This is a genomic window from Porphyromonas crevioricanis (assembly GCF_900476255.1).
Classification (GTDB): Bacteria; Bacteroidota; Bacteroidia; order Bacteroidales; family Porphyromonadaceae; genus Porphyromonas; species Porphyromonas crevioricanis.
Genome location: NZ_LS483447.1, coordinates 2,075,760 through 2,100,822, shown reverse-complemented (window position 1 = coordinate 2,100,822; position 25,063 = coordinate 2,075,760). Strand labels below are relative to the sequence as shown.

20 protein-coding genes, 1 tRNA gene and 1 pseudogene are annotated in these 25,063 nt (G+C 46.6%); 10 read left to right on the top strand and 12 right to left on the bottom strand.

Going from position 1 to position 25,063, the window contains the following annotated elements:
- Nucleotides 1–34: 34 nt before the first annotated feature.
- The 11 genes from DQN70_RS09300 to DQN70_RS09250 all read right to left on the bottom strand — a co-directional run bounded on the left by DQN70_RS09300 (nt 35) and on the right by DQN70_RS09250 (nt 11,922).
- Nucleotides 35–1,120: a leucine-rich repeat domain-containing protein gene (locus tag DQN70_RS09300; RefSeq protein ID WP_023936264.1), complete on the bottom strand. Its 1,086-nt coding sequence runs from the start codon at nt 1,118–1,120 to the stop codon at nt 35–37.
- Between the two features lie 69 nt (nt 1,121–1,189).
- Entirely contained in the window at nt 1,190–1,624 is a 435-nt protein-coding gene (dut, locus tag DQN70_RS09295) for a dUTP diphosphatase (protein WP_023936266.1), read from the bottom strand.
- 11 nt (nt 1,625–1,635) lie between these two features.
- Nucleotides 1,636–3,393 carry a (E)-4-hydroxy-3-methylbut-2-enyl-diphosphate synthase gene (gene ispG / locus DQN70_RS09290; protein ID WP_023936268.1) on the bottom strand — a complete coding sequence of 586 codons (1,758 nt, stop codon included), beginning with the start codon at nt 3,391–3,393 and terminating at the stop codon, nt 1,636–1,638.
- A 14-nt stretch (nt 3,394–3,407) separates the two neighbouring features.
- A complete protein-coding gene (gene purE, locus DQN70_RS09285) occupies nt 3,408–3,917 on the bottom strand; it encodes a 5-(carboxyamino)imidazole ribonucleotide mutase (protein WP_023936270.1) in 510 nt (169 codons plus the stop codon).
- 39 nt (nt 3,918–3,956) lie between these two features.
- Nucleotides 3,957–4,328, bottom strand: a complete 372-nt coding sequence (gene gcvH, locus DQN70_RS09280) for a glycine cleavage system protein GcvH (protein ID WP_023936272.1) — start codon at nt 4,326–4,328, stop codon at nt 3,957–3,959.
- Between the two features lie 369 nt (nt 4,329–4,697).
- A complete protein-coding gene (locus DQN70_RS09275; protein WP_023939703.1) occupies nt 4,698–5,858 on the bottom strand; it encodes a T9SS type A sorting domain-containing protein in 1,161 nt (386 codons plus the stop codon).
- A 371-nt stretch (nt 5,859–6,229) separates the two neighbouring features.
- Complete coding sequence (menA, locus tag DQN70_RS09270; RefSeq protein WP_023936277.1) at nt 6,230–7,114, bottom strand: 1,4-dihydroxy-2-naphthoate octaprenyltransferase; 885 nt, start codon at nt 7,112–7,114, stop codon at nt 6,230–6,232.
- Nucleotide 7,115: 1 nt separating this feature from the next.
- Nucleotides 7,116–8,453, bottom strand: a complete 1,338-nt coding sequence (locus DQN70_RS09265) for an aspartate kinase (protein WP_023939700.1) — start codon at nt 8,451–8,453, stop codon at nt 7,116–7,118.
- 22 nt (nt 8,454–8,475) lie between these two features.
- The gene (locus DQN70_RS09260) at nt 8,476–9,192 is read right to left on the bottom strand and encodes a cell division ATP-binding protein FtsE (protein ID WP_023936281.1); all 717 of its coding nucleotides are present in this window, start codon (nt 9,190–9,192) and stop codon (nt 8,476–8,478) included.
- Nucleotides 9,193–9,346: 154 nt separating this feature from the next.
- The gene (locus DQN70_RS09255) at nt 9,347–11,335 is read right to left on the bottom strand and encodes a DUF2207 domain-containing protein (protein WP_023939698.1); all 1,989 of its coding nucleotides are present in this window, start codon (nt 11,333–11,335) and stop codon (nt 9,347–9,349) included.
- 26 nt (nt 11,336–11,361) lie between these two features.
- On the bottom strand, nt 11,362–11,922 hold the full coding sequence (locus DQN70_RS09250) for a LemA family protein (RefSeq protein ID WP_023936285.1): 561 nt from the start codon (nt 11,920–11,922) through the stop codon (nt 11,362–11,364).
- Nucleotides 11,923–12,245: 323 nt separating this feature from the next.
- Between DQN70_RS09250 and DQN70_RS09245 the strand changes: the two genes are divergently transcribed.
- The 5 genes from DQN70_RS09245 to DQN70_RS09225 are packed head-to-tail and all read left to right on the top strand — an operon-like array spanning nt 12,246 to nt 18,102.
- Nucleotides 12,246–12,734 (top strand): hypothetical protein, encoded by a 489-nt coding sequence (locus DQN70_RS09245; RefSeq protein ID WP_023936288.1) that lies wholly within the window; start codon nt 12,246–12,248, stop codon nt 12,732–12,734.
- 8 nt (nt 12,735–12,742) lie between these two features.
- The gene (locus DQN70_RS09240; RefSeq protein WP_023936290.1) at nt 12,743–14,263 is read left to right on the top strand and encodes a lipopolysaccharide biosynthesis protein; all 1,521 of its coding nucleotides are present in this window, start codon (nt 12,743–12,745) and stop codon (nt 14,261–14,263) included.
- 2 nt (nt 14,264–14,265) lie between these two features.
- Entirely contained in the window at nt 14,266–15,531 is a 1,266-nt protein-coding gene (locus tag DQN70_RS09235) for a lipopolysaccharide biosynthesis protein (RefSeq protein ID WP_023939695.1), read from the top strand.
- Complete coding sequence (locus DQN70_RS09230; RefSeq protein ID WP_023936292.1) at nt 15,515–17,104, top strand: asparagine synthase-related protein; 1,590 nt, start codon at nt 15,515–15,517, stop codon at nt 17,102–17,104. Before DQN70_RS09235 ends, DQN70_RS09230 begins: the two co-directional genes overlap by 17 nt.
- Before the next feature lie 38 nt (nt 17,105–17,142).
- The gene (locus DQN70_RS09225; RefSeq protein ID WP_023939693.1) at nt 17,143–18,102 is read left to right on the top strand and encodes a gliding motility protein GldB-related protein; all 960 of its coding nucleotides are present in this window, start codon (nt 17,143–17,145) and stop codon (nt 18,100–18,102) included.
- 293 nt (nt 18,103–18,395) lie between these two features.
- Here DQN70_RS09225 and DQN70_RS09220 read toward each other — a convergent pair whose 3' ends face one another.
- Complete coding sequence (locus DQN70_RS09220; protein ID WP_023936295.1) at nt 18,396–18,581, bottom strand: hypothetical protein; 186 nt, start codon at nt 18,579–18,581, stop codon at nt 18,396–18,398.
- A 139-nt stretch (nt 18,582–18,720) separates the two neighbouring features.
- Here DQN70_RS09220 and DQN70_RS09215 point away from each other — a divergent pair.
- From DQN70_RS09215 to DQN70_RS09200, 5 genes and pseudogenes are all read left to right on the top strand, one after another.
- Nucleotides 18,721–21,359, top strand: a pseudogene (locus DQN70_RS09215) (valine--tRNA ligase).
- 15 nt (nt 21,360–21,374) lie between these two features.
- On the top strand, nt 21,375–21,818 hold the full coding sequence (locus DQN70_RS09210; protein WP_023936297.1) for a hypothetical protein: 444 nt from the start codon (nt 21,375–21,377) through the stop codon (nt 21,816–21,818).
- Nucleotides 21,819–21,887: 69 nt separating this feature from the next.
- Nucleotides 21,888–21,960 (top strand) — tRNA-Thr (locus DQN70_RS09205).
- A gap of 344 nt (nt 21,961–22,304) precedes the next feature.
- A complete protein-coding gene (locus DQN70_RS09525; protein ID WP_042120152.1) occupies nt 22,305–23,741 on the top strand; it encodes an SGNH/GDSL hydrolase family protein in 1,437 nt (478 codons plus the stop codon).
- The gene (locus DQN70_RS09200; RefSeq protein WP_042225723.1) at nt 23,725–25,026 is read left to right on the top strand and encodes a GDSL-type esterase/lipase family protein; all 1,302 of its coding nucleotides are present in this window, start codon (nt 23,725–23,727) and stop codon (nt 25,024–25,026) included. The genes DQN70_RS09525 and DQN70_RS09200 overlap by 17 nt, the downstream gene beginning before the upstream one ends.
- Nucleotides 25,027–25,063 lie beyond the last annotated feature (37 nt).

The window sequence follows — 25,063 nt, the reverse complement described above, 5'->3', positions numbered from 1 at the left end:
TTTATCTACCCGAAGAGAGGAGGATTGATTGCCATCAAATTCTGAAATTTTGTCTTTCGGCCTGAGTTAGCCTTTCTTGTTCTGTCCGCCATTTGTCGTGGCCCTTTCTTTCTTTGGAGGGCGAGTCATTTTCGCCTTCGTAGTCTTTTTCCACGATCTTTCCAGCTTCTTTTTCAAGGGATGTTGGTTTCCATCCTCTTTTCTTAACCAGGGCAATATCTTCGCCATTCGCCTGATTCTCTTCTTCGGAGTCCGTTTTGTCCACCAGTATTAGGGAATTTTCTTTTGGAGGATTGGAGCGAAGACTCTCCAGCATTTTACTCATTTCTGCACCAAAAAGACGATTGGAGAAGCAAATGACCTTCACCAGTCGTTCGCAAGCAGAGAAATCAAGAGAAGACAGTTTATTCCCTTGCAGAAACACTCCTCCCAACCTTTTGTTGTTGCGGAGGTCCAGCTTTTCCAGTTCATTATCATAACAACTGAGAATTTCCAAATCGGGGTTCTGTGAGAAATCAATTGTTTTTAGTTTGTTGTGATAGAGAAATGCCATTTCCAATTTGCGGTTTTGGCTGAAATCGATCTCTTTTAAGAGGTTATTTCCTGCAGCAAAACGCTCCAGATTAGTTGCTTGGCGGAGGTCTATTTGATCAATTATGTTGTCGGCACAGGCTATCCGAGATAGTGCGGGAGAAGGGCTTACAACGAGTGATTTAATTTTGTTTGGTTTAGAGGCCAATACTCCGTTGGCATCATATACTCCACCGCATTCGAAAAGAGCAATCGCTCCTACGATTTTGATAATCGGGCTTTTTATGGTGAGAGAGCTGTAGCCTCCATCGCGATGTTTGCCTTCTGCTCCCTCAAAGCTAACAGGCTCTCCATTGGCACTGACATAGCCTAGTACAAGTTGTTCGCCCGGTTTTTTGTCTGTTACAATAGTGATTACATTGGGTCGCTTTTCATCTTGTCCTATGATGAAAGATTTTTCTGGCTCACTGTCTTTAGATTTGCAAGAAAAGAGAGCGAGTAGGAGGAGAGGGAGAAAGAGTAGGTTCTGAGCTTTCTTGTGTTGTTGATTTAGTTTTTTCATTTCAGGATAAGGTTTGAGGATAGTCATATATCTGGATAATCAAAAGTTTTTATCTCTTCGAGGAGGACATTCCTTAGAGAGAATTGATATGGCTCGTCAGTTTTTTCCGCTGTGGCCAAATCCTCCCTCTCCTCTTTCGCTGGTGGATAATCCTTGGCAAGGTTCCCAGCATACATGTTCGTAGGAGGTGATGACCATTTGTGCAATACGATCTCCATCAGCTATTACAAAGTCTTGGTTGGAGAGGTTGATTAGTATCACGCCAATCTCCCCACGATAGTCGGCATCAATGGTCCCGGGTGTATTGAGCAGGCTGATACCGTGTTTGAGAGCGAGGCCGGAGCGAGGCCGAAGTTGAGCCTCGTAGCCGGGAGGGAGTTCTATCGAAAGTCCGGTGGGGATTAAGCATCGCTCCAAAGGAGAGAGGGTAATAGGTTGGGAGAGAAAAGCCCGTATGTCCATACCTGCGGACATTGAGGTCGCATAGGTTGGTAGTGGATGATGGCTGCGGTTTAGTATCCTTACTTTCATTGTTTTTGTTTTTAGCCGTTAGGACGAGACCAATCACCATGGGACTTGATCAGTGCAACCAATCTTGTTACAGCTTGATCTGCCGGAATACCCTTTTCCACACATTTCCCATGTCGGTATAGGTCAATTCGTCCGGGGCCTGCTCCCACATAACCATAATCGGCATCGGCCATTTCTCCGGGGCCATTCACGATGCAACCCATGATTCCTATTTTCAGACCAACCAGACCTGCTGTTGCTTTTTTGATTTGTCGGATCGTACTTCCCAAGTCGTATAGGGTGCGTCCACAGCCGGGACAACTAATGTACTCTGTTGTTGTAGTACGAAGTCTGGCTGCTTGTAGTATGCTGTAAGCAATTCGTACAATCTCTCCTTGGTTAGAGATTTTAGGAGCCGATATTGCTAATCCATTGGCACGTCCTTCGAGGAGTAATGCCCCCATCTCTGTACTGGCTTTTACCATGAGAGTCTCCAGATCGTTGTCTGCATAATTACGATGTAGTAAGACCGGAGTATGTAGCTTGGCTTTCCTCATTTTCTGGAAAGCTTTGCGCCAATCCCCTATGGGATTGAGATGTGAAGAGGATAGAAGAAGTATTGATGAGAGACTGCAACGTATCTCTTCTATGCGAGTTTCATTCAGTTCGGAGCAATCCAATTGAATAATCTTGCCCCCCGGTATGGCTGTTTGGTAGTCCTCCTCACTCTGCAGGAGGGCATCCGGAGGGGTTGCCAGACCTGTAAGATCTCGGGAGCAGGCTTGTCTTAGGTCCGCCAATACTATTGGTGGATAATTTGGCCCCAGAAGCTCGCCCACTGGCAGACAGTCTTTCCGTTGGGTATATTCTCTCTCATATGTACCCAACTCTTCTCTCTCTATCTGAGGGGCACGGCTCCATTGCTCTGTCAGTCCGATAAGTATTCGTGCTACTGGCAATTCGGCTACGGGATCTTCACTGAGGGAAACACGTATCGTATCTCCATATCCATCTGCTAACAATGTCCCTATGCCCAAAGCTGAGCGAATACGCCCATCTGTCTCATTACCTGCTTCTGTAACACCCAAATGCAGAGGATAGGCCATGCCCTCCTCTTCCATACGAGATACCAAGAGACGAACAGCCTGTGTCATGACCAGTACATTCGAGCTTTTCATCGAGATAACCACGTCATGATAATCTCGATGGTGGCATACTCGCAGGTATTCCATGCAGCTCTCTACCATGCCCAATGGGTTATCTCCGTATCGCTGCATCATACGTTCGGATAACGAACCATGATTGACTCCTATTCGGATAGCTTTCCCTAAGAGTTTTGCCTCATCAACGAAAGTGCCGAATATTTCCTCTACTCGTTGAGTTGCTTCCTCAAATTCTGCTTCCGAGTAGAGTCCTTTGTGGGGGGAGTCTACGAAATTCCCTGGATTGATTCGCACCTTGTCAGCCGTGTGCAGGGCTGCCTGAGCTGCTTTGGGAGAGAAATGAATATCTGCTATCAAAGGGATTGGATATCCCTTTTGTTTCAAGAGCTTTGCTATTTCTCCGATATTTTTGGCCTCACGTACACCCTGGGCTGTCAGGCGCACATAGTCGGCTCCTGCTTCTGACAGACGCATACACTGCTCTGTAGAGGCTGTGGTGTCCATGGTGGACGTATTCGTCATGGACTGCAGGCGTATAGGACAGTCGCCACCCATCATCGTACTTGCAATATGTACGGTTGATGAGTGGCGACGTCTGTAATTGTATGGAGTATTTTCCTCAGACATATGCCATCGGTGGATCAGTTTACCTTGAATCTGTAGCCCTGCAGAGATGCGAGTTCTTGATTGGCCTTTACTACCTTTTCTTTGAGGCTTTCCTTGTATTCTACAAGTTTAGCATACAAAGTCTCATCTCCTGTAGCCATCATTTGTACAGCCAGGATAGCTGCATTATCGGCTGCATTGATTCCCACAGTGGCGACAGGTATGCCCGGAGGCATTTGTATAATAGACAAAAGAGCATCCACACCTTGCAGAGTTGCAGCAATAGGTACTCCTATTATGGGGATAGCTGTTTGGGCAGCTATTACACCACAGAGATGCGCAGCCATGCCGGCTGCAGCTACTATTATGCGGATTCCACGCTCGTGAGCCAAACGTGCATATTGCTCTACTTCGATGGGGGTACGATGAGCCGACAACGCCAACATCTCGAAAGGAATTTCCATCTCTTCAAGACGTTTTGCTGCTTTTTCCATTATGGGGAGATCAGAGGTACTCCCCATGATAATACTTACCAATGGTTGCATGTAGGTCGGAGACTTTCGAGTACTTCTCTTATTTAGTGCTTATTTGCCAATAAGCGTGCGGTATTCATCAGCAGAGAGTAGTTCTCCTTGTGATTTCATAGCAACTTTGATAATCCAGCCTTTTCCATAAGGGTCTTGGTTCACAAGCTCGGGCTGAGCTTCCAAATCCGAATTAGCCTCTACCACGGTCCCTGCTACAGGCATTAGTAAGTCACTAGTTGTTTTCACAGCATCGACACTGCCAAACACTTCTTCGGTTTCGAGTTCTTCATCCAAGGTGGTTACATCTACAAATACAATTTCGCCTAATTCGTTCTGAGCAAAGTCTGTAATGCCGATTGTAGCTGTGTCACCTTCGATACGTACCCATTCGTGATCTTTGGTGTACTTGAGATCTTGGGGGAAATTCATACGGTTCTTTATTAAGGGTTTTACTAAATGACAATTGTCTTTCAAAGACTACCGACATCTCCAAAAGGATGCAGCACAAAGGTAAGAGAATTTGCATAGAAGCCCCTCCTATTTTTAGTCAATTGTGCTTGGCAAAGAATTTTCCTGTTAAGCCGTCTCCCGATCATTTCTGATCATTTCTTAGAATAAGCTTTGTATTTTTTTTATTCGCTTCTCTTTTTGTGTTTGATTTTGGCCGATTTAAGCAGCCCCCAAAAAGGATGCATCATAACCTAGAACTTATGATGCATCCTTTTTGGGGGAGGGAGATATATCATGCAACCGATGGATGGAGATATTATTCAATCCAAAGGTGCAGTGTTATACTATTTAGTGAGCTACCTGCACACGTACGATCTGGTTGTTTACCTTAATGAGGTATACTCCATCGGGCAATCTGGCCGCATCAATAGAGGTGCGCCCATTGAGACGCTCTGTGTAAACGAGGTTGCCATTCATGTTGTACATGAGGAGGTCACTGCCTAATAGACCAGCTGGAACTTCCACGTTGAAGTTCGAGGCTGTTACCGAAGGATAAACCTTGAGCATATCATTCGCTAATTGTTCTGAATTTAGGTCCGCTGGATCTTCGATTACCTTAGTTGCAACCCAGTTCTCATACTGCTCTTCTCCTTCTGTATAATCTTCCCCTACATCTATCGTGGGTCCGTTAGGAGTCTGTACTTCTACGCCATCATATCGTTCGTGCAATATAACCTCCCAATTTTTCTTTTTTAGAAGAGCCAAGGCACCCTTGCTAACTTGATTCTTTTCGAGTTCACATAGGTCGGAGATGTATATTTTCCCAGGTGTAAGGGTTTCTCCCCCAACTGTTTTGCTACGATCCCCTATGGCCGCTGCCAATCTATAGATGGCTTCAGCTCCTAATTGATTTCTGGATATCTCTACAACTTCCATTGACGAGTATTCATGACCAATGGCACCTTTGATTTCTGTGAGCTTGTTCATTGCCAAACGCAAGTAGCGCAGATTTGGGCAATTGGAAATGTCTATAAAAGACAAGTGGTTTTTTTCTAACCCTAAAGTTGTTAGGGTTGAGCATCCAGTTGCATCAATGCTCGTTAGGGCTGAGCAGAGCACCTCTAGCAATCTTATTTCAGGTTTTACATACATACTCACTTCTCTCACTCCGGGAACCATTTTCTTCGTGACATGATTGGCACTGGCAAAAATTTCCTCTCCCTTGTCATATTTGCCATTGTTATTCAAATCTATCCATGTCCCATCATAACTGCCACTCCCCACATATTTTGTCACGGTACAGATGGTAAACTTCGGAGTATAATCAAACTCTTCTGGATCAATTCCACGAGGGCATTCGGCCCTCTCTCCCATGTCTGATACGAGTTTTACCCTTATCATCCCTTCCGTACCATATTCTACGGCTGAAGAATGTGGTGTGAGCATAAACATTCCGGTAGCAACGGCTGCTACCTTCAATACTGACGAAAGTCGCATACTAATTTTCATTTTTTTGTTGTCTAGTTTGAGTTAAAACTGATTATCCTTTGCATTCCCTGATCCTATCTTGTACACGTGAAAGTGAGAGCAAGAAAGAGAAATAGCAAAGGAGTAAGCCTTGACAGGGGCTTACCGGGAACAAAGGTAGAAAAAAAAATAGATGGGGAATAGTTTGCTGCAAAAACAAGGATACTTGTTTGATATGCGATGGCCTTTTTGAATGATTCTTTGCAAGACCCTTTATCACAAAGAATACAGAGATATTTTGCTGCTGGCGTTGTCTCGTTTTTTATCTTGAAAGGATGATTTTTAGACTTCAGTCCTGAGTGTACCCTAAGTGTAATTTAATGGGAGAAAGGAGGGTGGATAAGTTTGCTGACCTAAGATAAAAAGAGTAGAAGAGTGCATACTGGTACAAACAGAAAAACCATGATAGCAGTATGGGCGAGTACGATATTGAGTTTTCGTCCCGATAGACGAAGTAGAGCTCTATAATTTTTGGCAAAGAAGAGTACATAGGGGAATAGGACAACCAGCCCCGGCAAACTGTAGAAGGGGAAGAGTAGGCCAATGGCTGAAACAAAGCAAAACAGGTAAAGTTTAGGACCAGACTTTTTGCCCATGAGGACTATACTGGTACGCTTGCCTTTGACTTTGTCTTCTTCGTAGTCGCGGTAGTTATTTACCACCAAAATACACGTGGACATAAACCCCATGGCACCAGATAGTAACCAGATGCCAGGATCGGATTTTCCCGATTGGAGATGGTAGGTAAAGTATGTAGGTATCAAACCATAGAAAATGAACACCGCTATATCTCCGAGCCCGTGCTTAGATAGTGGCCAAGGACCTGCACTGTATGCAAAAAGGCCCAGACAAACACTCAAGCCAACCAAGATATACATTGCACCGTGCATAAAAACAAGTACTATACCGGCTGCTATTGTAAGCAGAACGCTCAGCCCTAAGGCCCAAAGCACTTGAGTCTTGTTGAGCCATCCCTGAGATAAAGGATGATTGGGGCCCAAGCTCTCTTTGGAGTCGGATTCGTTTACATAATCGAAGTATTCATTTGCTATATTACTAGCTATTTGTGCCAACACAGCGACAGCCAAACAAAGTAGGGACTCTGTAGGACGAAAGTACCCTTCTTTGATGGCGTAGATTACAGCTAGTAGGACAGGGCTGAGTGAGGCAGTTAGCGTATATGGTCGAATTAACTTCAGCCATGGAGAAAAGTGAGAAGAAAGGGCTGGATGGACCATCCTAAGATGATTTAGTTGTCGAAAAAAGGTGTTCCGAGAGGGCTACCAACACTTCTCGTTTGTCGCTCTCACGAATCAAGACTGTCATATTGTAATCGCTTCCGCCATAGGAAATCATCCGCACAGGGAATGTCCTGATGGCTTCTACTATACGGGCTTCGAAGCCAATATTGTCGGATTTCATATCTCCTACGACACAGATGATAGTTAGTCCGCGCTCTACGGAGATGGAGCCGAGTTCTTCCAGCTCTCGTTGTATTTCAGGAAGTTTTTCGTCGTTGTCGATAGTTAAGGATATACCCACTTCGCTGGTCGTCACCATATCTACCACTACTGCATACCGCTCAAAGACCTCAAAGACACGTCTGAGAAAATGCCAGGAAACCAGCTTATGGTTGCTTTTCACCTTTATGGCGATAATCCCATCCTTGGCAGAAACAGCCTTGATTACATCTTTTTCCGTATCGAGGGAAATAAAGGTGCCGGGGAGAGAAGGGTTGAGTGTGTCGAGCAGTCGTACCGGGATATTGTGTTCTCGAGCTGGTTGAATACAGGTTGGGTGCAGTATCTTGGCTCCGAAATAAGCCAGTTCGGAAGCCTCATCGAAGTGTAGACGGCGTACCGGAGCTGTTTTATCTACAAACCTGGGGTCATTGTTGTGCAGACCATCTATATCTGTCCATATCTGTATTTCTTCTGCCCCAATAGCCACTCCGGCTAGCGAAGCGGTGTAGTCGCTCCCTCCTCGTCGAAGGTTGTCTACCCGATTGTAAGCGTTGAGGCAGATATACCCTTCGGTAATATATATTTCGGTATCACCGGGAGCTGTTTGTACCAAAGGGCGCAGATGAGAAGTGATATAGGGGAGATCTGGTTCGGCATTCTTGTCTGTTTTCATGAAATCCAGAGCCGGTATGATCACTGCTTTTTTGCCCATATCTTGCAAATGTCGAAGCATCATGGCTGTACTCATAAGCTCTCCCTGTGCCAAGATCCTTTTTTCTTCAAAGAGAGAAAAGTTCTCTCGCTCGCACATCTCTCGCATCAGCGCAAAAGAACATTCCACTGCTGCTTGAGCTATGCGACGGCTTCCCTCTCGAGGGAAGAGAAGCTGCAGTTCAGTCTGGTATTTTTCGTAGAGATTTTCTATGATAGTGGCTGCCTCTTGAGGTTTGCGTTGGAGCAAAAGGCGAGCTATCTCAACGAGAGTATTGGTTGTGCCAGCCATTGCCGATAGCACCACAAGTACAGGCTTACTGCCGGTACTAATTAGCTGAGCTACATTAGATATTCTTTCGGCCGAGGCTACCGATGTGCCTCCAAATTTGAGTACTTTCAATCTGCAATCTTAAAAATAAACTTTACTCTTCTGGTGTCTTTGTCTTGTCTTCATTGGAGGTAAGTCCGAAGGCTCCTCTTTGAGTTTGAAGGCTGATGTGTCGTGCAGGGAGTTGCTCCATCACCTGTCTGTTGTGCGTTGCCATCAGTACGGCAGCTCCTTCTCGGGCAGCCATTCGTTGGAGCAGGCGAGTGATCTCCAAGCCAGTCTGAGCGTCGAGATTACCTGTGGGTTCATCTGCCAAGATCAGTTTGGGATGTCCGAGTAGGGCACGAGCGATAGCAATTCGCTGTTGCTCTCCACCGGATAATTCATGTGGGCGTTTGTACCCTTTGTTGCCCATACCTACCTGCTCCAATACCTCTGCGATGCGTTTTTGGCGGTCGGATTTTCGTTTCACGCTGATAGCTCGCAAGACAATATCCAAGTTTTCTTCGGCAGTAAGGTGGTACAGTAGCTGAAAATCTTGAAAAACAATCCCAATCTGCCTGCGTAACAGACAGAGCCTGGAGCGTTTAATTTGTCTAAGATCGAAGCCTACTACTTGGGCCTGGCCTTCACTGATAGGGATTTCTGCATAGAGAGAACGCAGAAGCGAACTTTTACCTGAGCCTACTGGCCCAGATATGTACACGAATCCCCCAGGCTCTATTTGCAAGTCAAAATTGCTAAGGATTACATTCTCGTCCCTGCATATACAAACCCCTTTGAGGTTTACAATAGGCTCTTTGTCTTCCATATCTTTATTCGGAGAGTAAACAAATGTCGATAGCGTCTTATCCCACAAGACGATACCGCAAAGATAGGCATTTACTCCAAGGCAGTGGCGGATCCGAAGAGTCAGCTTTGCCCATTAGGAGGAACTGTTTCTGTCGGGCTTGAGCAGCTGGGGATTACCAGCCACCTCCGCCACCTCCGCCACCACCCCCTCCGGAAAATCCACCTCCTCCGGAGCCACTGTAGCTACTACTGCTACCTCCTCCTATTCCTCTGCTATAGGTTCTGCCACCGCTGCTATTTGGGGATGAGAGAGAGGCACTGTAGACAGATGAATTGATATTGCTGACCAAAGAGAGTAGCAAAGGGATATCGGCAGAGGAGAATCTGCGTCCGTTAATAGCCCATGTGAAGGCGGGCTGGTCAGTCTCCGATATATTGCTTTTCTGGAGGAGAGACTGGAAATGCTTGCCCCAAACATCGGCTATATCGAGAGCTATGGCATAGGGGAGGTATTGCTCAAACACGGCTGGAGTGACCTTTGGCGGGTTGAATGCTTCCAATTGATTTCTCTCGGCGGTACCCAAATACATCTTAAACCCCTCTATCTGCGTGAGCAGCTCTCTGTACTCTTTCGAGCGTCGTCCGATCAGAAGACAGTAAGTACAAAGCATTGCTATATTGATCTCGTTGATGACAACATTCCACAGTGGGATGTTCGACCAATATGCAGCAATGCCACAATATAGAACCAAACCAAAGACAAAGATCCGATCATAGACATACTTCTTTGGTGTGTAGCGGTACCCAAAGATGCGAGAGATAATGGATGCCAAGATCAGGAAGATGATACTGAAGCAGATAGAATGGAAGAGAAAGGGCCAGGAAATGCGTGATAAATAACTGATATCAATAAAGAACCAAACAATCCACAGGAAGATAGCTGTTGTACGCCAACCCGATCCCATATTCTCATCGACAAGATTTCTCTGCTTCTCGAAAACCTTTTCTCCAAAGGACGTGAATATCTTGAACAGTGAGGAGGATGGCTTAGAAGAGAAAGAAAAAGAATCGCTTGAAAAAAAGAGAGAAGACAGAATTAGCTTTTCCTCCTTCGGTAAATTGAGTTCTTCTTCTTTGTCAGTCCGCAGTAGCATGACCTGTCTCTTCTTGAAAAGCCCTCCTTCCCGTGTTTCGGATATGTTGATGTAGCCCTTTACGCAGAGGTTGGTGATAGCAGCAGAGATGGCTCTGGGGAGGTTCCTTTTGTCTACGGCACAGCTGATAGCTCCGGGAGAAAGGTTATATGGAGGGGAGTACAGAGGGTAGACGGTACCTTTCTTGGGGTCACGTCCATAGATCCGCCAGCTGATAAACAAGAAGAGGAAGAAGAGCAGAGAAAATAAAGAAGAAAAGATATAGTTTCTGTAAGGCCCCATGATCTTGTCCCATAGCGAATATTGGATGATCCCTTTGGTGAAGCCTACAGCAATAGTGAGGTTTTCCCCCTCTCTTAGATGATTGGCCTCGAAGTACATTGCTCCGTTATCCATTAGTTGAGACCGGCAGTCGGAGGCTGTAGATCCTAACTCCCCTGTGTAGCAGCTATTTTGCATAGCCTCAGCTCCTCTCGGCAGGAATACTGTTGCACTTACGTGTGCCATCCCCAATGACCAGCCGAAGCCGTTCACGTTCCAATATATCTCATCATATTGATCGAAGAACCCAATTTGGTTTGTCGTCTTGTAGGTAATTTCATACTCATACACGCCTGGTGAAAGCAACACATCTTCTTCCCCCACATATATGTCATAGGTTTCTGCTATGTTGCCAGATTTGGTGAGGTAATTTTCCTCCTGCCCATTCTTTTTCACAGAGAGGACGTCGTAGCCTACACGGATGGTGCTCCCATTGATGTTCCGTATCGTGGGTAGAGATCGCACTATTCCTCGTTTGAAAGAGTCTCCTTTTGCATAGATCCGAATCGTTTCCGTTACGGTCAGATGCCCTTTGGTATTTATATGCAGATCGGCGTGGAAACGGTAGATCTGCTCTGTTTCTCCTCCTATGTCATTTATTTCGGACTCTTCTGCCGCTTGTATGCTCCACACAGACAACAGAGCAAGAAGCAGAAGAAGCGAGTACCTCCTCATTGCATCCTTCATATTCGTGACGGCTTTTCTCCGACCTGTCAGAAACTCACTACAGGAGCATGTCTTTCCTCTTGAGTATCCAATTCGAAGAAAGGAGCCGGTTTGTGAGAAAACATTCCGGCAATGATGTTACTGGGAAAAGACTGTATCAATACATTGCGGTCTCTGGCTGTTCCATTGTAATAGCGGCGAGATTTCTCCAGATCCAATTCGATTTGATTGAGAGAGTCTTGTAGAGAAAGGAATGCACGATCGGCTTTCAGTTCAGGATAGCTCTCAGCAACAGCAAAAAGACTCCTGAGTGTCCTACTCAGGGTATTTTCTGCTTCTTGATGGGCTTCCGGAGAGTCAGCACTCATAGCCTGACTCCTGGCCGAGATTACAGCTTCGAAAGTACTTTTCTCATGGGTAGCATAGCCTTTGACCGTATTAACCAGATTGGGGACGAGGTCGTAGCGTTTTTTTAGCTGGACATCAATAGCACTCCAAGCCTCTTCCACAAGCATCTTGCTGCGGACGAGTTTGTTGAAAATAGAAACCCCATAGATCAGAGTCAAGAGCAAGACTCCCAAAATAACACAGATAACGATGATATTCATTGATTTGTATTTTGATAATTTCGACAAAAAAGAAAAAATATCTCAGCTTGTCCAACTCCTATTCGTATTTGTGGTAAAGGACCATGCCCTCAAGGTCTTTTTGGGTGTGCTTCCATAGGGTTGTCCCGAGGCAAAAGTAGAAAAACCTTGAGATTATTGCATAAAACTATACACCCATATTTCTCTACCGAAAAAAGGTCGCCCGGACAGTTGCAATAAGGCAGCTTAGCCATCTCTCTCGTCTTTGGCTCCTTGATTTATTTACCTTTGTAGCAGATCGGAAAAACCGGTAAATCCCGGAGGTTAATTAAAGATTATCAGTCATGAAGCAGGAAAACTGTCGGAGGATGCGTTTTAAGCATTATCGTTGGGAAGTGTTGCTTACAATTGTTATATGGGTCGTTTTTATCATTTTATTGGCAACTGCTGCTTTTGATCAGAGTATCTGGATCACCATACTAATAGCCCTATCTCTCTTGTCTCTTGGCTATTTTGCTCTGTTGATGCCTCTCTGTGTAGAAGACTATGCCGACCGGATTGTGGTCAAGCGTGTGGGATGGCCTCTGATGTTCCAAAAAGATGAGGTGAAAATTGAGCCGATACCTCCGTTCAATAGTGTTTGGAGTTGTGTCCGTTTGTTTGGGTCCGCAGGATTTATGGGATTTACAGGGCTGTTTGCCAACTCCAAGTATGGGCGTTTTTGGATGTATGCGGTAAATCTGGACGAGCTGGTAATGATCACAGACAAAAAGGGACACAAGACTGTTATTAACTATCGCATCGAGAATCCCGCAACTTCACAGGAGGAATAAAATCATCTATGGCCACGATTCGTTCCCTTGTAAAAGACACGGCTGTATACGGTCTTTCCAGTATCGCCGGTCGCTTTCTCAACTGGATGCTGGTGCCTATGTACACCCGCGTCTTGTCTACTACGGCAGAATACGGCATTGTCACCAACCTTTACGCCTGGACAGCCTTGTTGCTGATCATTCTCACCTATGGTATGGAGACAGCCTTTTTCCGTTATATGAACAAGGACGACGATCCTCGCTCAGTCTACTCTACCACACTTTGGAGTCTTGGCTCTACTTCTTCTCTCTTTGTACTGGTAGGGCTACTTTTCATCGGGCCTATCAGTACAGCTTTGGGGTATCCGGATAGGTGGGATTGTGTGGCAATGTTGATAGTGATAGTCGCCATGGATGCCTTCATGGCTATTCCTTTTGCTTATTTGCGCTATGCCAATAGACCATGGCGTTTTGCCGCTCTCAAATTCACATTTATTGGCCTAAATATCGGCCTGAATCTTTTCTTCCTGCTGCTTTGCCCTTGGCTGCTGAGGGTTGCGCCCTCCTTGCTTGATTGGTGGTATGAACCCAGTTATCAGGTCGGATATATTTTCGTGTCTAATCTGATAGCCTCCGGCATTGTTTTACTGTTGAGCTTGCCTTACTGTCGTACGGGTTTCGCTTTTCGGAAAGACTTGTTGCGGCGTATGCTGGGTTATGCTTTCCCCATACTACTCTTGGGGATAGCCGGCAATTTCAATAAGGTGGCAGACAAGATACTCTTCCCTCTCATTCTTACCAATCGAGCCGAGGCGGATGCTCAGTTGGGGATCTATGGAGCCTGTTTCAAAATAGCCGTGGTGATGGTGATGTGTACACAGGCGTTTCGCTACGCTTATGAGCCTTTTATCTTCAACAAGAAGAAGGGTGAAGACGAGCGTGAGCGCAAGGCCTATGCCGAAGTCATGAAGTACTACATCATCTTTACCCTCTTTGTCTTTCTGGGTGTGACCGCCTATATGGACTTGCTGAAAAATTTCGTGGCACAGAGCTATCACGGAGGGCTTGCCGTGGTGCCATGGGTAATGATCGGGGAGATCTTTTTTGGTATCTATTTCAATATCTCTACTTGGTACAAAGTCACAGACCGTACCTACTGGGGAGCTATCTTTTCTCTGCTGGGGTGTCTGATTACGGTATTGATTATCGTGTGGGGAGTACCCCGATATGGTTTTATGGCTTGTGCCTGGGCTTCGGTAGTGAGCAATGGAACAATGATGCTGGCGAGCTATGCGGTAGGTAGGCATTACTATAGAGTGCCGTATCAATTGGGTAATGCCGGTCTGTACGCCCTTCTGTCCATTGCTTTTTTCTCTGCAATGCAGGGGATCGAATATGTCTTTTCGTACAGACCTGTGTGGGCAATGCTTTTGAATACGATATTCCTACTGCTTTTTTTGCTCGTTTTTGTATACCGAGATTTGGACCCAAGTTTACTCCCTTCTCGTTTGAGTCGTAGTTTGCCTCGTTTCAATAATAGAAAGAGATAGAGATGTCTCGGAAGTGGTTCGCACAGCATAGCATAGCCAGAGACAGCCTCAAACTCATTTTCTCGGGAGGGCTGGTGCAAGTAGTCTCTTTGCTGTTACTCATGATTGTGGGGCGACAGTATAGTCAAGTACAGTTGGGCACTCTGGGACTTTTCCTTAGCTGGGGTGGCTTTCTATCTATTATCGCAGGAGGGAGATACGAACATGCTATCGTAGTGGCAGATGGAGATCGAGATGCCTCTCTTCTTTTTCGTTTGAGTCTGCTACTCAATATTTCTTCTTGCCTTTTGTTGCTGTTGCCGGCTTTTATACTCAATATGTTCATTGGACATACCTCTTACCGGGAGCTTCACTCTTATCTTCTTCTGATCCCATTGTTTGTTTTGCTGCAGTCTTTGTACAACAGTTATTCGATGTACAGATTGCGGCTTAAGTCTTATACACGCCTTTCTCTGGCTCAGGCTACTTTGGGGCTTGGTAATAGCTTTGGGAAAGTCTTCTTTGGTTGGCTCTCTCCCTCTGTGTGGGGGCTTCTTGCTGCTTCTTTGGGCTCTTTGTTGCTTGGCTTGCTGTCTCTCAGGAGCAGAGGCAAGGGAGTGGATCTTTCGCTTCGGGACAAATGGGCAGATCTCAAATGCGTGGCTCGCAAGTTTTGCAAGTTTCCCCGCTATGGGATCATCCAGGGAGGTATCGATACGCTGTTGGGATCTCTGTTGTTGATGCTGATGCCCTTATCTTTCTCTTTTACAGAGGTCGGTATTGTTACTATGGCTGTGATGCTGGCACGCAGACCACTCCAGATTGTGGGGGATAATTTGAGCCGTGTCTATTTCCAGCACTTGTCGTCCGAAGTGTCGCAAGGATCGTCTATCAAAGACAGGGTGAAGGAGCTACTCGGCAGATGGTTTGTAGTCGCATTGCCAAGTGCCTTTTTGCTTTCGCTGATATTGGAGCCGATGGTGGTATGGCTTGTCGGAGACAAATGGGCTCTCTCTGCCTACGTGATCTGCTGGATGCTGCCTATGCTGATCTTCAATTTCCCGGCTTCGGTGTTAAATGTCTTACCGGATATTTTTGGCCGTCAGCGATTGAATATGTACGCACAGCTCTTGATGTTGTGTTTTGAGTTGTTAGTTCTCTTGGTTGGTCTCTCCTTCTTTGATTTTCATTCCTTTGTTCCTTTCTATTTTCTTTGCATGGCTGTGGAACAACTGCTCTATCTCCTTGTCCTGCTGAGACTGGTCTACCGATATGAAGCTCTTCTATAAACGACAGTTGCAGACCGAAGATTGGGTCGAGGGCGTTGCTTTCGATACTAAGGATTGCCTACTCAGGGGGCAAACTCTGAGCAAGCACTTCTCCTCTTTTTGCGATCTCGAAGGGTTTGCCGAGTGTTGTAATCGGCTCAATGGTTCTTGGCGAGCCGTTTTGAACCGTCCTTGTGGAGTTTATTTGGCTGTAGATCATAGGACAACCTATTCTCTTTATTATCGTCTGGTAGGCGGAGAGTTGTTTGTCAGCGATAATGGTTTCGATTTGCTTCTACCGCAGGAGACCACTGTTTGTCCCGACTGGGAGGAAGAAGTTTTCTTCTCTCGCTGGGGATTTACTTCTTTCTCCAATACGCTCCATCCGCACATCAAGCGAGTGGAGGCTGGCTGTGCTGTTTGTATCTCTTCTTCCGGAGAGGAATTCGTGTCTCGCTACGATACGGGATTTTGTCTTTTGCCGGAGAAGAAGTTGTTGGACTACAATTCGGCCAAGAGAGAGGTCGCCCAAGCCATCGACAAGGCAATGGAGCGAATGTGCCGGGTTGTGGAAGGAGAACATTTGCTTCTGCCATTGACAGGAGGGCGAGACTCCAGAATGATAGCCGTTGCTCTGAAGCTGAACGGAATACAAGAGGTCGAGTGTTTTTCCTATGGTCGTGACTGCAGTATCCCCGATGCAGTCAAAGCTGGAGTTGTAGCACGTCGATTAGGCTTCCCGCACCGTTTCCTCTCCAGTCTGCCACCCGAATATGGAGAAAGCTCTTACACCGAAGATCCTGAAGCGATGCGTTTCTTACGCTATGTAAGTGGCTTGGGTTCGGGCTATTTCTTTGCCGAGTATTATCCGGCTCTTCTCCTGTCTCAAGAGAATGAAGGTAGGTTGCCTACCGTTTTGCCCGGTCATAATGGCGATATATTGGGGGGGGACAATCTTTTTTATTCGATATTCTTGCGAGCAGCAAACAAAGCAGAGTTCATACGTTTCCTATCTCGTCACGAAAGTGGCAACCGCCTACTAAGCAGACAGGAAAACCGCCTTTTGCTGTCACGTTTGGAATCTATAATTGCTACCTATCCGGAGGGCCTTGACACAGTCGAGTATTTTGAAATGTTCCGAAATAGAGAGATTGCCGCAAAATACTATATCAACTCTTCCCGATCTTGGCAGTATTTTGGTTTCCCGGTCTGGATGCCCTTTCTTGATCGTGACCTGATCAATTTGATGCATAGTCTTCCCCTTGAATACAGGTGGTGCAAACGTCTATACGAAGAAGTGACAGATGAGTATTTTCGTCGCTGTGATGTCTCCCTGCCTTCGGATACACGTTCTCTGGAGCTGTTCAATCGCTTTGAAGCCAGACTGAAGCGGCGCATACGCCCTTTTCTGTCCTCTTGGTTGCTTAGGCGCAACCGATTATGGAAAGGTGATTGTATCGGATTCGATCTCTTGATGAAGGGGCGTATCTTGGAGCAGGTGAAAGCCGAGACTCACTATAGACCCACAACGGCCAACGGATTGTCCTTTGCCTGGTGGCTCTTGAGTTTGCAGAACGGCCGGGCTCTACTGTGAGATAGAAGAATCCCAGACCTCTAAATGAAGATTTTGGAATGAAAGCAGTGAAAGATCATTTCCCCGAGCGATTGCAGTACGCAGTATCACTTTTTTTCTCCTTTTTGCTTGTCAGTTTGCTGTGGCTCACTTCTCTGGCTTTGCAGGCAGCCCCGAAGTATAATCCACCGTTGTTTCGTTTGGATAGTTTGCTGTACGAATTCAGCCGACAGGGAGGGGGAGGCCATGAGATTTCACCCGAGTTGCAGCAACATAGACATGTAGTGGAGCTTATCGGCAGAGGAGTCTTGGGGATAGGCGAGAAGATAGACAGTGCAGGCTTGTTCCCCGCTGTGGGTGAGCGTTATGCTCACCCGGCATTGCTCCGTTTGGCTGAAGATGTGCAGAGAGTCTATACCCGCGAGCAACTGACGCTTGTACACAAGGAGATTGTGTCGGCCATGAGACGATTGCATAAGATACGTCCGCAAATGCCTTTGCCGGAAGTGCTGTATACCCATGTTTCCGGCTTTCATCAGCGAATAGTAGTAGCGGAGGGTTTTCTCTCAGTAGCTCTGGACTTCTATTTAGGCAAAAACTATTCGCTCTACCGGACTTATTTTTCTCCTTGGCAACAGGGACGCTCCGATATTGAGCATGTAGCAGTGGATGCTGTATTGGGATGGTTGATATCCGAGTATCCTGAGCCACGAGAGCAAGCCCTTAGCTTGAGAGACAAGTTCCTTTATTGGGGAAAGATCTATACCCTGATGCACAAGGCTTTTCCCTGGCGTAGTGAAGCCGAGCTATTTGGTTTTACTCTTTCTGAATGGCAGTGGCTGAAGGAGAATAAGAAACACCTGCTGCGCAACGCCAAAGAGAGAGGAGAGTTCGACTCTACGGCACCTGTCGTGATCGACAAGTATTTTACCGACCTGCCACAAGGGGCTGCTTTACCCAAGGAAGCTCCACGTCTGATTGGTCCGTGGTTGGCCTATAAGTATTACAAAAAGTTGTAGTGGTAGACAGAGATAAAATTGCTTTTTGAGAGCTTTTTTACCTCTCCTCAAAATGCCGATGAATAGGGCGTTCTGGAGGGGTCGAAATTCTCTCCTGAGAGAAATTTTGCTAACACAGGAGCTAGCGATTTTTTTCTCAGGAGAGAATTTTCGCTCTCTCCCCAGACAATTTTATTTTGCTCCTCAATGGTGTTTATTGGCATCAAAAAGAGGAGACACTTAGATCTTTATAAAAGAATGTTCTCGCCTTAATTGTGTGGTGTTTGTGTTAATACTTTCATTGTGCCGATTCATTACATGTCATGCTCCGTGAAAGCCGTGGTAACTGTTTTGTGGTTGTACCTACCGAGAATAAAGTAGATGAACTCCTCGCTCCATGCCACATTGACTACACTGTTGTTGACATTCGGATTTTGAATTCTTATCCGGAATACGTTCCCTTCACTCTCCATATCGGTGTCTTTCCCTGATTGCTGCATTCTGTAAAGTCCGGCAGAAGGCTACTGAAACTGCTTTTTACCGGGGTGTGTAACTGTCTCATTTTGCATTTGTTCTTACCTTTGCTCGGAAAAGCTCTACGATCGGGCTGGGTCTACATTAATATAAGGCATATCAACAATGGAATTAGCTTCTAAATACACACCGCGAGAGGTGGAGGATAAGTGGTATAAGTTTTGGCAAGAGCATCATTTGTTTGAGTCTAAACCGGATACTCGGCCAGCCTTCTCCCTGGTGATCCCTCCCCCCAACGTAACAGGCGTCTTGCACATGGGGCATATGTTGAACAATACCATACAAGATATATTGGTACGCCGGGCTCGGATGAAAGGCTACAATGCCCTGTGGGTACCCGGTACAGATCATGCCTCAATTGCCACGGAAGCCAAGGTCGTGGCCAAGTTGGCTGCACAGGGTATCAAGAAAACCGACTTGACCAGGGAGGAGTTTCTGGAGCATGTATGGGATTGGACACACACGCACGGAGGTATTATTTTGGAGCAACTCAAGCGTCTCGGAGCATCCTGCGATTGGAGCCGTACTGCTTTTACTATGGATGAGGAGCGTTCACAATCGGTAATAGACGTTTTTGTAGACCTCTACCGCAAGGGACTCATATATAGAGGTGTTCGTGTGGTGAATTGGGATCCGCAAGCCCTTACGGCTCTGAGCGACGAAGAGGTTGTCTACAAAGAGACACATGGCAAACTCTACTACCTGCGTTATCATTTGCAAGATGATCCTCAGAAATACATTGTGGTGGCTACTACCAGACCGGAAACGATCATGGGCGATACGGCTGTGTGTATCAACCCGACCGATGAGCGATACGGTTGGTTGAAAGGCAAAGAAGTCATTGTCCCAGGGCAAGGGAGAGCTGTGCCCATTATCGAGGATGAATATGTAGATATTAGCTTCGGGACGGGTTGTCTCAAGGTTACGCCAGCCCATGATATCAATGACTACAACCTTGGACAAAAACACCGGCTGGCATCTATAGACATATTCAATGACAATGGCACCCTCAACGAATACGGAGGTAAGTATGCAGGGATGGATCGCTTTGCCGTGCGCCGGCAGATTGTGGAAGATCTGCAAGCGGAGGGCTTGGTGGAGAAAGTAGAGGATTACACTAATAAGGTAGGGTACAGCGAACGTACCGATGTGGCTATAGAACCCAAGCTCTCCATGCAATGGTTTCTCTCTATGCAAAAAATGGCTGTCCCTGCTTTGGAGGCTGTCATGAGCGATAAGATACAGCTGCATCCGGCAAAGTTCAAAAACACCTATCGCCACTGGATGGAGAATATCAAGGATTGGTGTATCAGTCGACAGCTATGGTGGGGACATCGTATCCCAGCCTATTATTTGCCGGACGGTAGCTTTGTTGTGGCTGCCACGGCAGAGGAAGCTCTGGAGTTGGCTCGCCGTGAGCAAGGAAAGGCCGATTTGCAGATCTCTGACTTGAGACAGGAAGAAGACAGTCTCGACACATGGTTTTCTTCGTGGCTTTGGCCAATATCCGTTTTCGGACATGTCCCCGGCGAACCCAATGAAGAGTTGCGTTACTACTATCCTACCTCTTGTTTGGTAACAGGCCCGGATATACTCTTCTTCTGGGTTGCTCGCATGATCATGGCCGGATACGAATACATGGGGGATATGCCTTTCAGACACGTATATCTTACGGGCATTGTGCGGGATGATAAGGGACGTAAGATGTCCAAAACTTTGGGCAACTCCCCCGATCCTCTGGATTTGATAGACAAGTATGGAGCGGATGGCGTCCGCATGGGAATGATGATGGCAGCTCCGGCCGGTAATGATATTTTCTTCGATGAGGCTCTTTGTGAACAGGGACGAAACTTTTGCAATAAGATTTGGAATGCTTTCCGTCTGGTTTCTCTTTGGCAATCATCGGATGAGACACCGAGGCCCGAATATGCTTTACTGGGCTGCCGTTGGATGCGGATGCGTATCGATGCAGTGAAAATAGAGTTGGAAGACCTGTTTGCCAAGTACCGATTGAGTGAGGCTTTGACCCTGCTGTACAAGCTGTTTTGGGATGACTTCTCCGGTCGTTTCCTGGAGATTGTGAAGCCGGCGTACGGTAGTCCGATCGACTCGGCTACATTGGCCGAAACAAAAGTTTTCTTTGTAGAACTTCTGGAGTTGCTCCATCCATTTATGCCTTTCATTACCGAGGAAGTGTGGCAGCATTTGAATTCCGAAGGCAATACCTCGGCAAAAGAAATTAGCATTATGAAGGCCGTGATCGCAGATCCAATCGAGCCGGACGAAGCCTTTTTGGTTTCCTTCGCCCATATGCTGGAGGTTGTAGCTGGCATACGCTCTGTGAGACTTGGCAAGAATATCCCCCAAAAGAATTATTGGTATTGGAGGTCGAGCCTGCACACGACAGCTGTTTGGATAGTATTGTCGCTAAGCTCGCTAATCTATCGGAAATACGTCCGGTGGAGCATCCTTCGGAGGGAGCTGTGAGTTTTCTGGTCGGTACGTTGAATTACGCTTTGCCCATCACCAAGTCTGTGGATGTAGAGGGTGAGCTGGCTAAGCTCCAAGCCGACTTGGAATATCAACAAAAATTCCTTTCTTCGGTGATGAAGAAGCTGAGCAATGAGCGATTTGTGCAGAATGCCCCTGCGGCAGTCGTGGAGTTGGAGAACAAGAAAAAGGCCGATGCAGAAGCCCGTATTCGCACGATAGAGCAAAGCATACAGGCACTGAAAAATATCTAAAAGGCAGAAATAAGCATGGAACAAGGAAAAGAAATCTCTATCATCAAGGATCTTTTTAGGCAAATCCCCAGTATGCTGGAGAGCAAGCAGTCAGCCTTGGTGCTGCACGACCTCTTCTTGCAGGTGGATCGTGCCACTGGGGAGTTGCAAGTGTATGGCGATGGCGACAGCCTCTTGGCCTCAAAGGTGATTTTCAGCTGGATCGAGGAAGGAGCTACTGAACCGGATGAGCGGATTATAGGCCAACTTAGAGGTATTGTGCAGGATTTGCAGCAGGAGGAGTATTTTGAACAATCTTGTTTCGATCAGCCTTTCTCGGTGCAGTTGGTCCATGATGATTTTAGTTTGATAGAGGAGCTTCTTTTCATAGATGGTGCTATCGTACGTATAGATGACCCCTTGCTCAAGGGCTATAGTGAAGAGCTGGACAAGTTTATATCAGAATTGCTTGCAGATTAGAATATAGTTAATACCTTTGCAACCGCCTTGCAGGGAGGGTACCTTTTGTGCCCCTTTTTGTGGGTGGCTGCCGAAATAGCTCAGTTGGTAGAGCAATTCATTCGTAATGAATAGGTCGCCGGTTCGAGTCCGGCTTTCGGCTCTTGGCTAAAAGATTGTTGTTAATGTGTTTGGCTGCGTCGTTCGGGCTTTTTCTCCTGACGGCGCAGTTTTTTATCAATAAAAACAGAGGAAGGAAGAGGTGCGGATAGTCTTCTTTGCGAGATTTCGCAGAAAGCAATAACCATGCGAAACCTTTGAGACTTAGAGGGCGGAGAGTATGTACTTAAGGTATATGAACAAACCGGAAGATGGAGTAGCGACTATGCTACACCATGATAATAGTTCCTTTCATTTAGAGGGGTATATTGCTGCCCGTTAAGGAGAATTTATTCTCTTGATTGTGTGTACATTCGCAGGACTTCATTCTTGTTGTAGGATATACAGATGCGTAGAAAAAACTATATGCTCCGCCTTTGGCTTCTCTTGTTGGTAGTAGCCTTAGCCACTGTAGCGTTGTATTTCCTTCCCGAGCAAGTCGGCTCATGGCAAATCAAAAAGGTTGATTTATTGTCCGACTTACGAGTCGAGGATGATAGCAGTCAAACTGAATTGGCTCGGCAGAGTATGCTTTCTGCAGATTTCATGGAGAGACGCAGAAAGCAGTCCGAACGTCAACCGCAGGAAGAAGCCGGCTTTCCGGTTCGAGACAGTTTGGCGATGAGAGATTCTGTTTATCAGCATCTGCGGAAGCAAAATCCGTCGGATTCTACCCTGGCTTTGTTTGAGGATTACAGCCCTTCGCATACGGGGCTTAAGAGACTCTTCTCCTCACTCAGATCCGGTAGCTCTTTGGGCAGACCTGTACGTATAGCTGTGCTTGGGGATTCTTTCATTGAGGGAGACATATTTACAGCTCATTTGAGGAAGATGCTCCAGCGCAAATACGGAGGAGGAGGAGTTGGCTGGATGCCTATTACAAGTCAGGTAGCTGGTTTTAGGAGTACTATCTCCCACCAGTTCTCCGGCTGGAAAACGATGAATATGCTCCATTCCAAGGGAAAGCACAATTTATCCGGATATTACTTTTTGCCACAGCAAGGAGGATCTTCCGTGAGCTACAAATTGCCGGGTGATAGCTCTTCTATCCATATGGCTACCCGTATTTCTTTGTATTATCAGGCAGAGAGAGGCTCTACTGTTTCTCTCAAAACTGTAGGGGATAGTACAGTTGTAGTTGATCTGCGCCCTACCGAAGGAGGAGTAGGTGAATACCGTTGGCAGGGGAACACCAAACGTGTACGCCTCTCGGTGCCGGCCTCCGATGGCTTGAGTATTTTGGGAATGAGTTTAGAGCATTCCGATGGGATCAGCGTAGATAACTTCTCCCTCAGAGGAAATAGCGGTTTGGCTTTAAGTAAAATAGATGTTGCTACTTCGTCTTCTCTTTGTTCTCTCAGACCTTATGACCTGATTGTGCTGCAATATGGTCTCAACGTAGCTAATGCCAAACAGCTCAATTACGACAATTATTACAAGCAGATGCTCTCTGTTGTAGCACATCTGAGGAAATGTTTTCCCGGATCCGACATTATGCTCATGGGGGTATCGGATAGGGCACAGAGGAGTACCGAGGGTTTTGTGACAATGCCTGCCATTCATCGTTTGCTCGCAGCCCAACGGCGTATCGCCATGGACAGCGGTATTGTATTCTGGAATACCTTTTTGGCAATGGGAGGGGATGGCAGTATGGTACGCATGGTTGCGCAGGGGCAGGCTGCCAAAGATTATACGCATATCAGTTTTGCCGGAGGCAAGAAGATTGCTGAAGCTTTTGTACGTGCGTTTGAACTGGAGAAGAAATACTATGATGCTATCGAATAGATGGAAACTTATCATCTCTTGTCTTCTTGTAGGGCTTCTTGCCCTACCGGAGTGTTGGCTTCGTTTGTGGGCCGGCAGATCCGAGGCTGCTATGCTGTCTGATGATACGACCACAAGACTCGATATAGGAGCTTCTTGTAATCAAGCCTTTGTGTTGGTACATATAGGAGATAGTCATGTGCAGGCCGGGCATATGAGTGGGCTCTTACGCAAAGAGTTGCAACAACGCTTCGGATCGGCAGGACGTGGGTGGATTAGCCCTTACAAATTGTATGGGAGCAATCAGCCAACCGATTACAGTGTGCAGGCTAGCCCGTCTCGTTGGCACTACAAACTCATTACACAGCAGAACAGAACTCCACAGGCCGTGGGACCATCCGGTATTTTACTGCGTCCTGCTGCCCAAAACTTCAATCTCTCTCTGTCTCTGAAAAATACGGAGCAGTTCGATCGAGTATATGTGCATCGGAGTTATCATGCGACTCCTCTCAAACCGGGAAGCAATACCGGCTATACCCTGCTGCCATCCCAGCAACGGAGCGATATGGTTGTAGATACGCTGCTCTTGGACATCCCGACTTCTTCTCTGCGTCTCATCCCCAACTCCACAGTGGTCTTTGGAGAGGATACCGGCTACAGTGGCTTTGTCTTGGAGCTGACAGAGACCAAGAAAAGGAAAATCTTTTACCACGAAATTGGGCTTAATGGAGCTGTGATGGATCAGTATGCCAGTGATGTGTATATGCAAGGGCTCGCCTCTCTTAGGCCAAACATCGTACTCGTTTCTTTGGGAACCAATGAGTGTACAGGGCGAAATTTCAACGAGGAGGTTTACTTATCCTCTTTAGATCGCTTAGTCACACTATTGCAGGAGTATTGTCCTCAGGCTCAAATTGTATTCACAACTCCTCCTCCTTTCTTCCGGACGACTCGGCTCAAGGCTGGTAGTAAGAGAGTGCGTCGAGGTCGTGGTAAGAAGGCTCGCTATCGCCGTGTGCCGGTCTACCGCACTCAAGTAGAGCCTAATGACAATACTCTCAAAGCGGCCAAAGCTATGCGCAGCTATTGTCAGGAGCGTGGCATCGTGTGCATTGATCTGCATGAAATGATGGGAGGAAATGATGGGGCTTTGCGCTGGACCGAAGAAGGTTTGTATGGAGCTGACAAGGTGCACTTTACCGTTGAGGGTTATCAGCGTCAGGGGCGTTTGATACTCAAGGAGCTTGAGCCTGTTGTAGAAAAGGCCATGCAGGGCAAGAACAAGAGCCTATCCGAGAAGGATTGAAAGCTCTCTTTCTTCTCTCTCTCTCTCTCTCTCTTGG

What these genes read in the sequence shown, in the direction of transcription:
- gcvH (WP_023936272.1), bottom strand. Translation starts at nt 4,328, where the DNA reads ATGAATTTCCCCCAAGATCTCAAGTACACCAAAGATCACGAATGGGTA.
- DQN70_RS09255 (WP_023939698.1), bottom strand. Translation starts at nt 11,335, where the DNA reads ATGAAGGATGCAATGAGGAGGTACTCGCTTCTTCTGCTTCTTGCTCTG.
- purE (WP_023936270.1), bottom strand. Translation starts at nt 3,917, where the DNA reads ATGCAACCATTGGTAAGTATTATCATGGGGAGTACCTCTGATCTCCCC.
- DQN70_RS09225 (WP_023939693.1), top strand. Translation starts at nt 17,143, where the DNA reads ATGAAAGCAGTGAAAGATCATTTCCCCGAGCGATTGCAGTACGCAGTA.
- DQN70_RS09235 (WP_023939695.1), top strand. Translation starts at nt 14,266, where the DNA reads ATGTCTCGGAAGTGGTTCGCACAGCATAGCATAGCCAGAGACAGCCTC.
- DQN70_RS09230 (WP_023936292.1), top strand. Translation starts at nt 15,515, where the DNA reads ATGAAGCTCTTCTATAAACGACAGTTGCAGACCGAAGATTGGGTCGAG.
- DQN70_RS09525 (WP_042120152.1), top strand. Translation starts at nt 22,305, where the DNA reads ATGCGTAGAAAAAACTATATGCTCCGCCTTTGGCTTCTCTTGTTGGTA.
- DQN70_RS09275 (WP_023939703.1), bottom strand. Translation starts at nt 5,858, where the DNA reads ATGAAAATTAGTATGCGACTTTCGTCAGTATTGAAGGTAGCAGCCGTT.
- DQN70_RS09210 (WP_023936297.1), top strand. Translation starts at nt 21,375, where the DNA reads ATGGAACAAGGAAAAGAAATCTCTATCATCAAGGATCTTTTTAGGCAA.
- ispG (WP_023936268.1), bottom strand. Translation starts at nt 3,393, where the DNA reads ATGTCTGAGGAAAATACTCCATACAATTACAGACGTCGCCACTCATCA.
- DQN70_RS09220 (WP_023936295.1), bottom strand. Translation starts at nt 18,581, where the DNA reads ATGCAGCAATCAGGGAAAGACACCGATATGGAGAGTGAAGGGAACGTA.
- DQN70_RS09240 (WP_023936290.1), top strand. Translation starts at nt 12,743, where the DNA reads ATGGCCACGATTCGTTCCCTTGTAAAAGACACGGCTGTATACGGTCTT.
- menA (WP_023936277.1), bottom strand. Translation starts at nt 7,114, where the DNA reads ATGGTCCATCCAGCCCTTTCTTCTCACTTTTCTCCATGGCTGAAGTTA.
- DQN70_RS09260 (WP_023936281.1), bottom strand. Translation starts at nt 9,192, where the DNA reads ATGGAAGACAAAGAGCCTATTGTAAACCTCAAAGGGGTTTGTATATGC.
- DQN70_RS09300 (WP_023936264.1), bottom strand. Translation starts at nt 1,120, where the DNA reads ATGACTATCCTCAAACCTTATCCTGAAATGAAAAAACTAAATCAACAA.
- dut (WP_023936266.1), bottom strand. Translation starts at nt 1,624, where the DNA reads ATGAAAGTAAGGATACTAAACCGCAGCCATCATCCACTACCAACCTAT.
- DQN70_RS09200 (WP_042225723.1), top strand. Translation starts at nt 23,725, where the DNA reads ATGATGCTATCGAATAGATGGAAACTTATCATCTCTTGTCTTCTTGTA.
- DQN70_RS09245 (WP_023936288.1), top strand. Translation starts at nt 12,246, where the DNA reads ATGAAGCAGGAAAACTGTCGGAGGATGCGTTTTAAGCATTATCGTTGG.
- DQN70_RS09250 (WP_023936285.1), bottom strand. Translation starts at nt 11,922, where the DNA reads ATGAATATCATCGTTATCTGTGTTATTTTGGGAGTCTTGCTCTTGACT.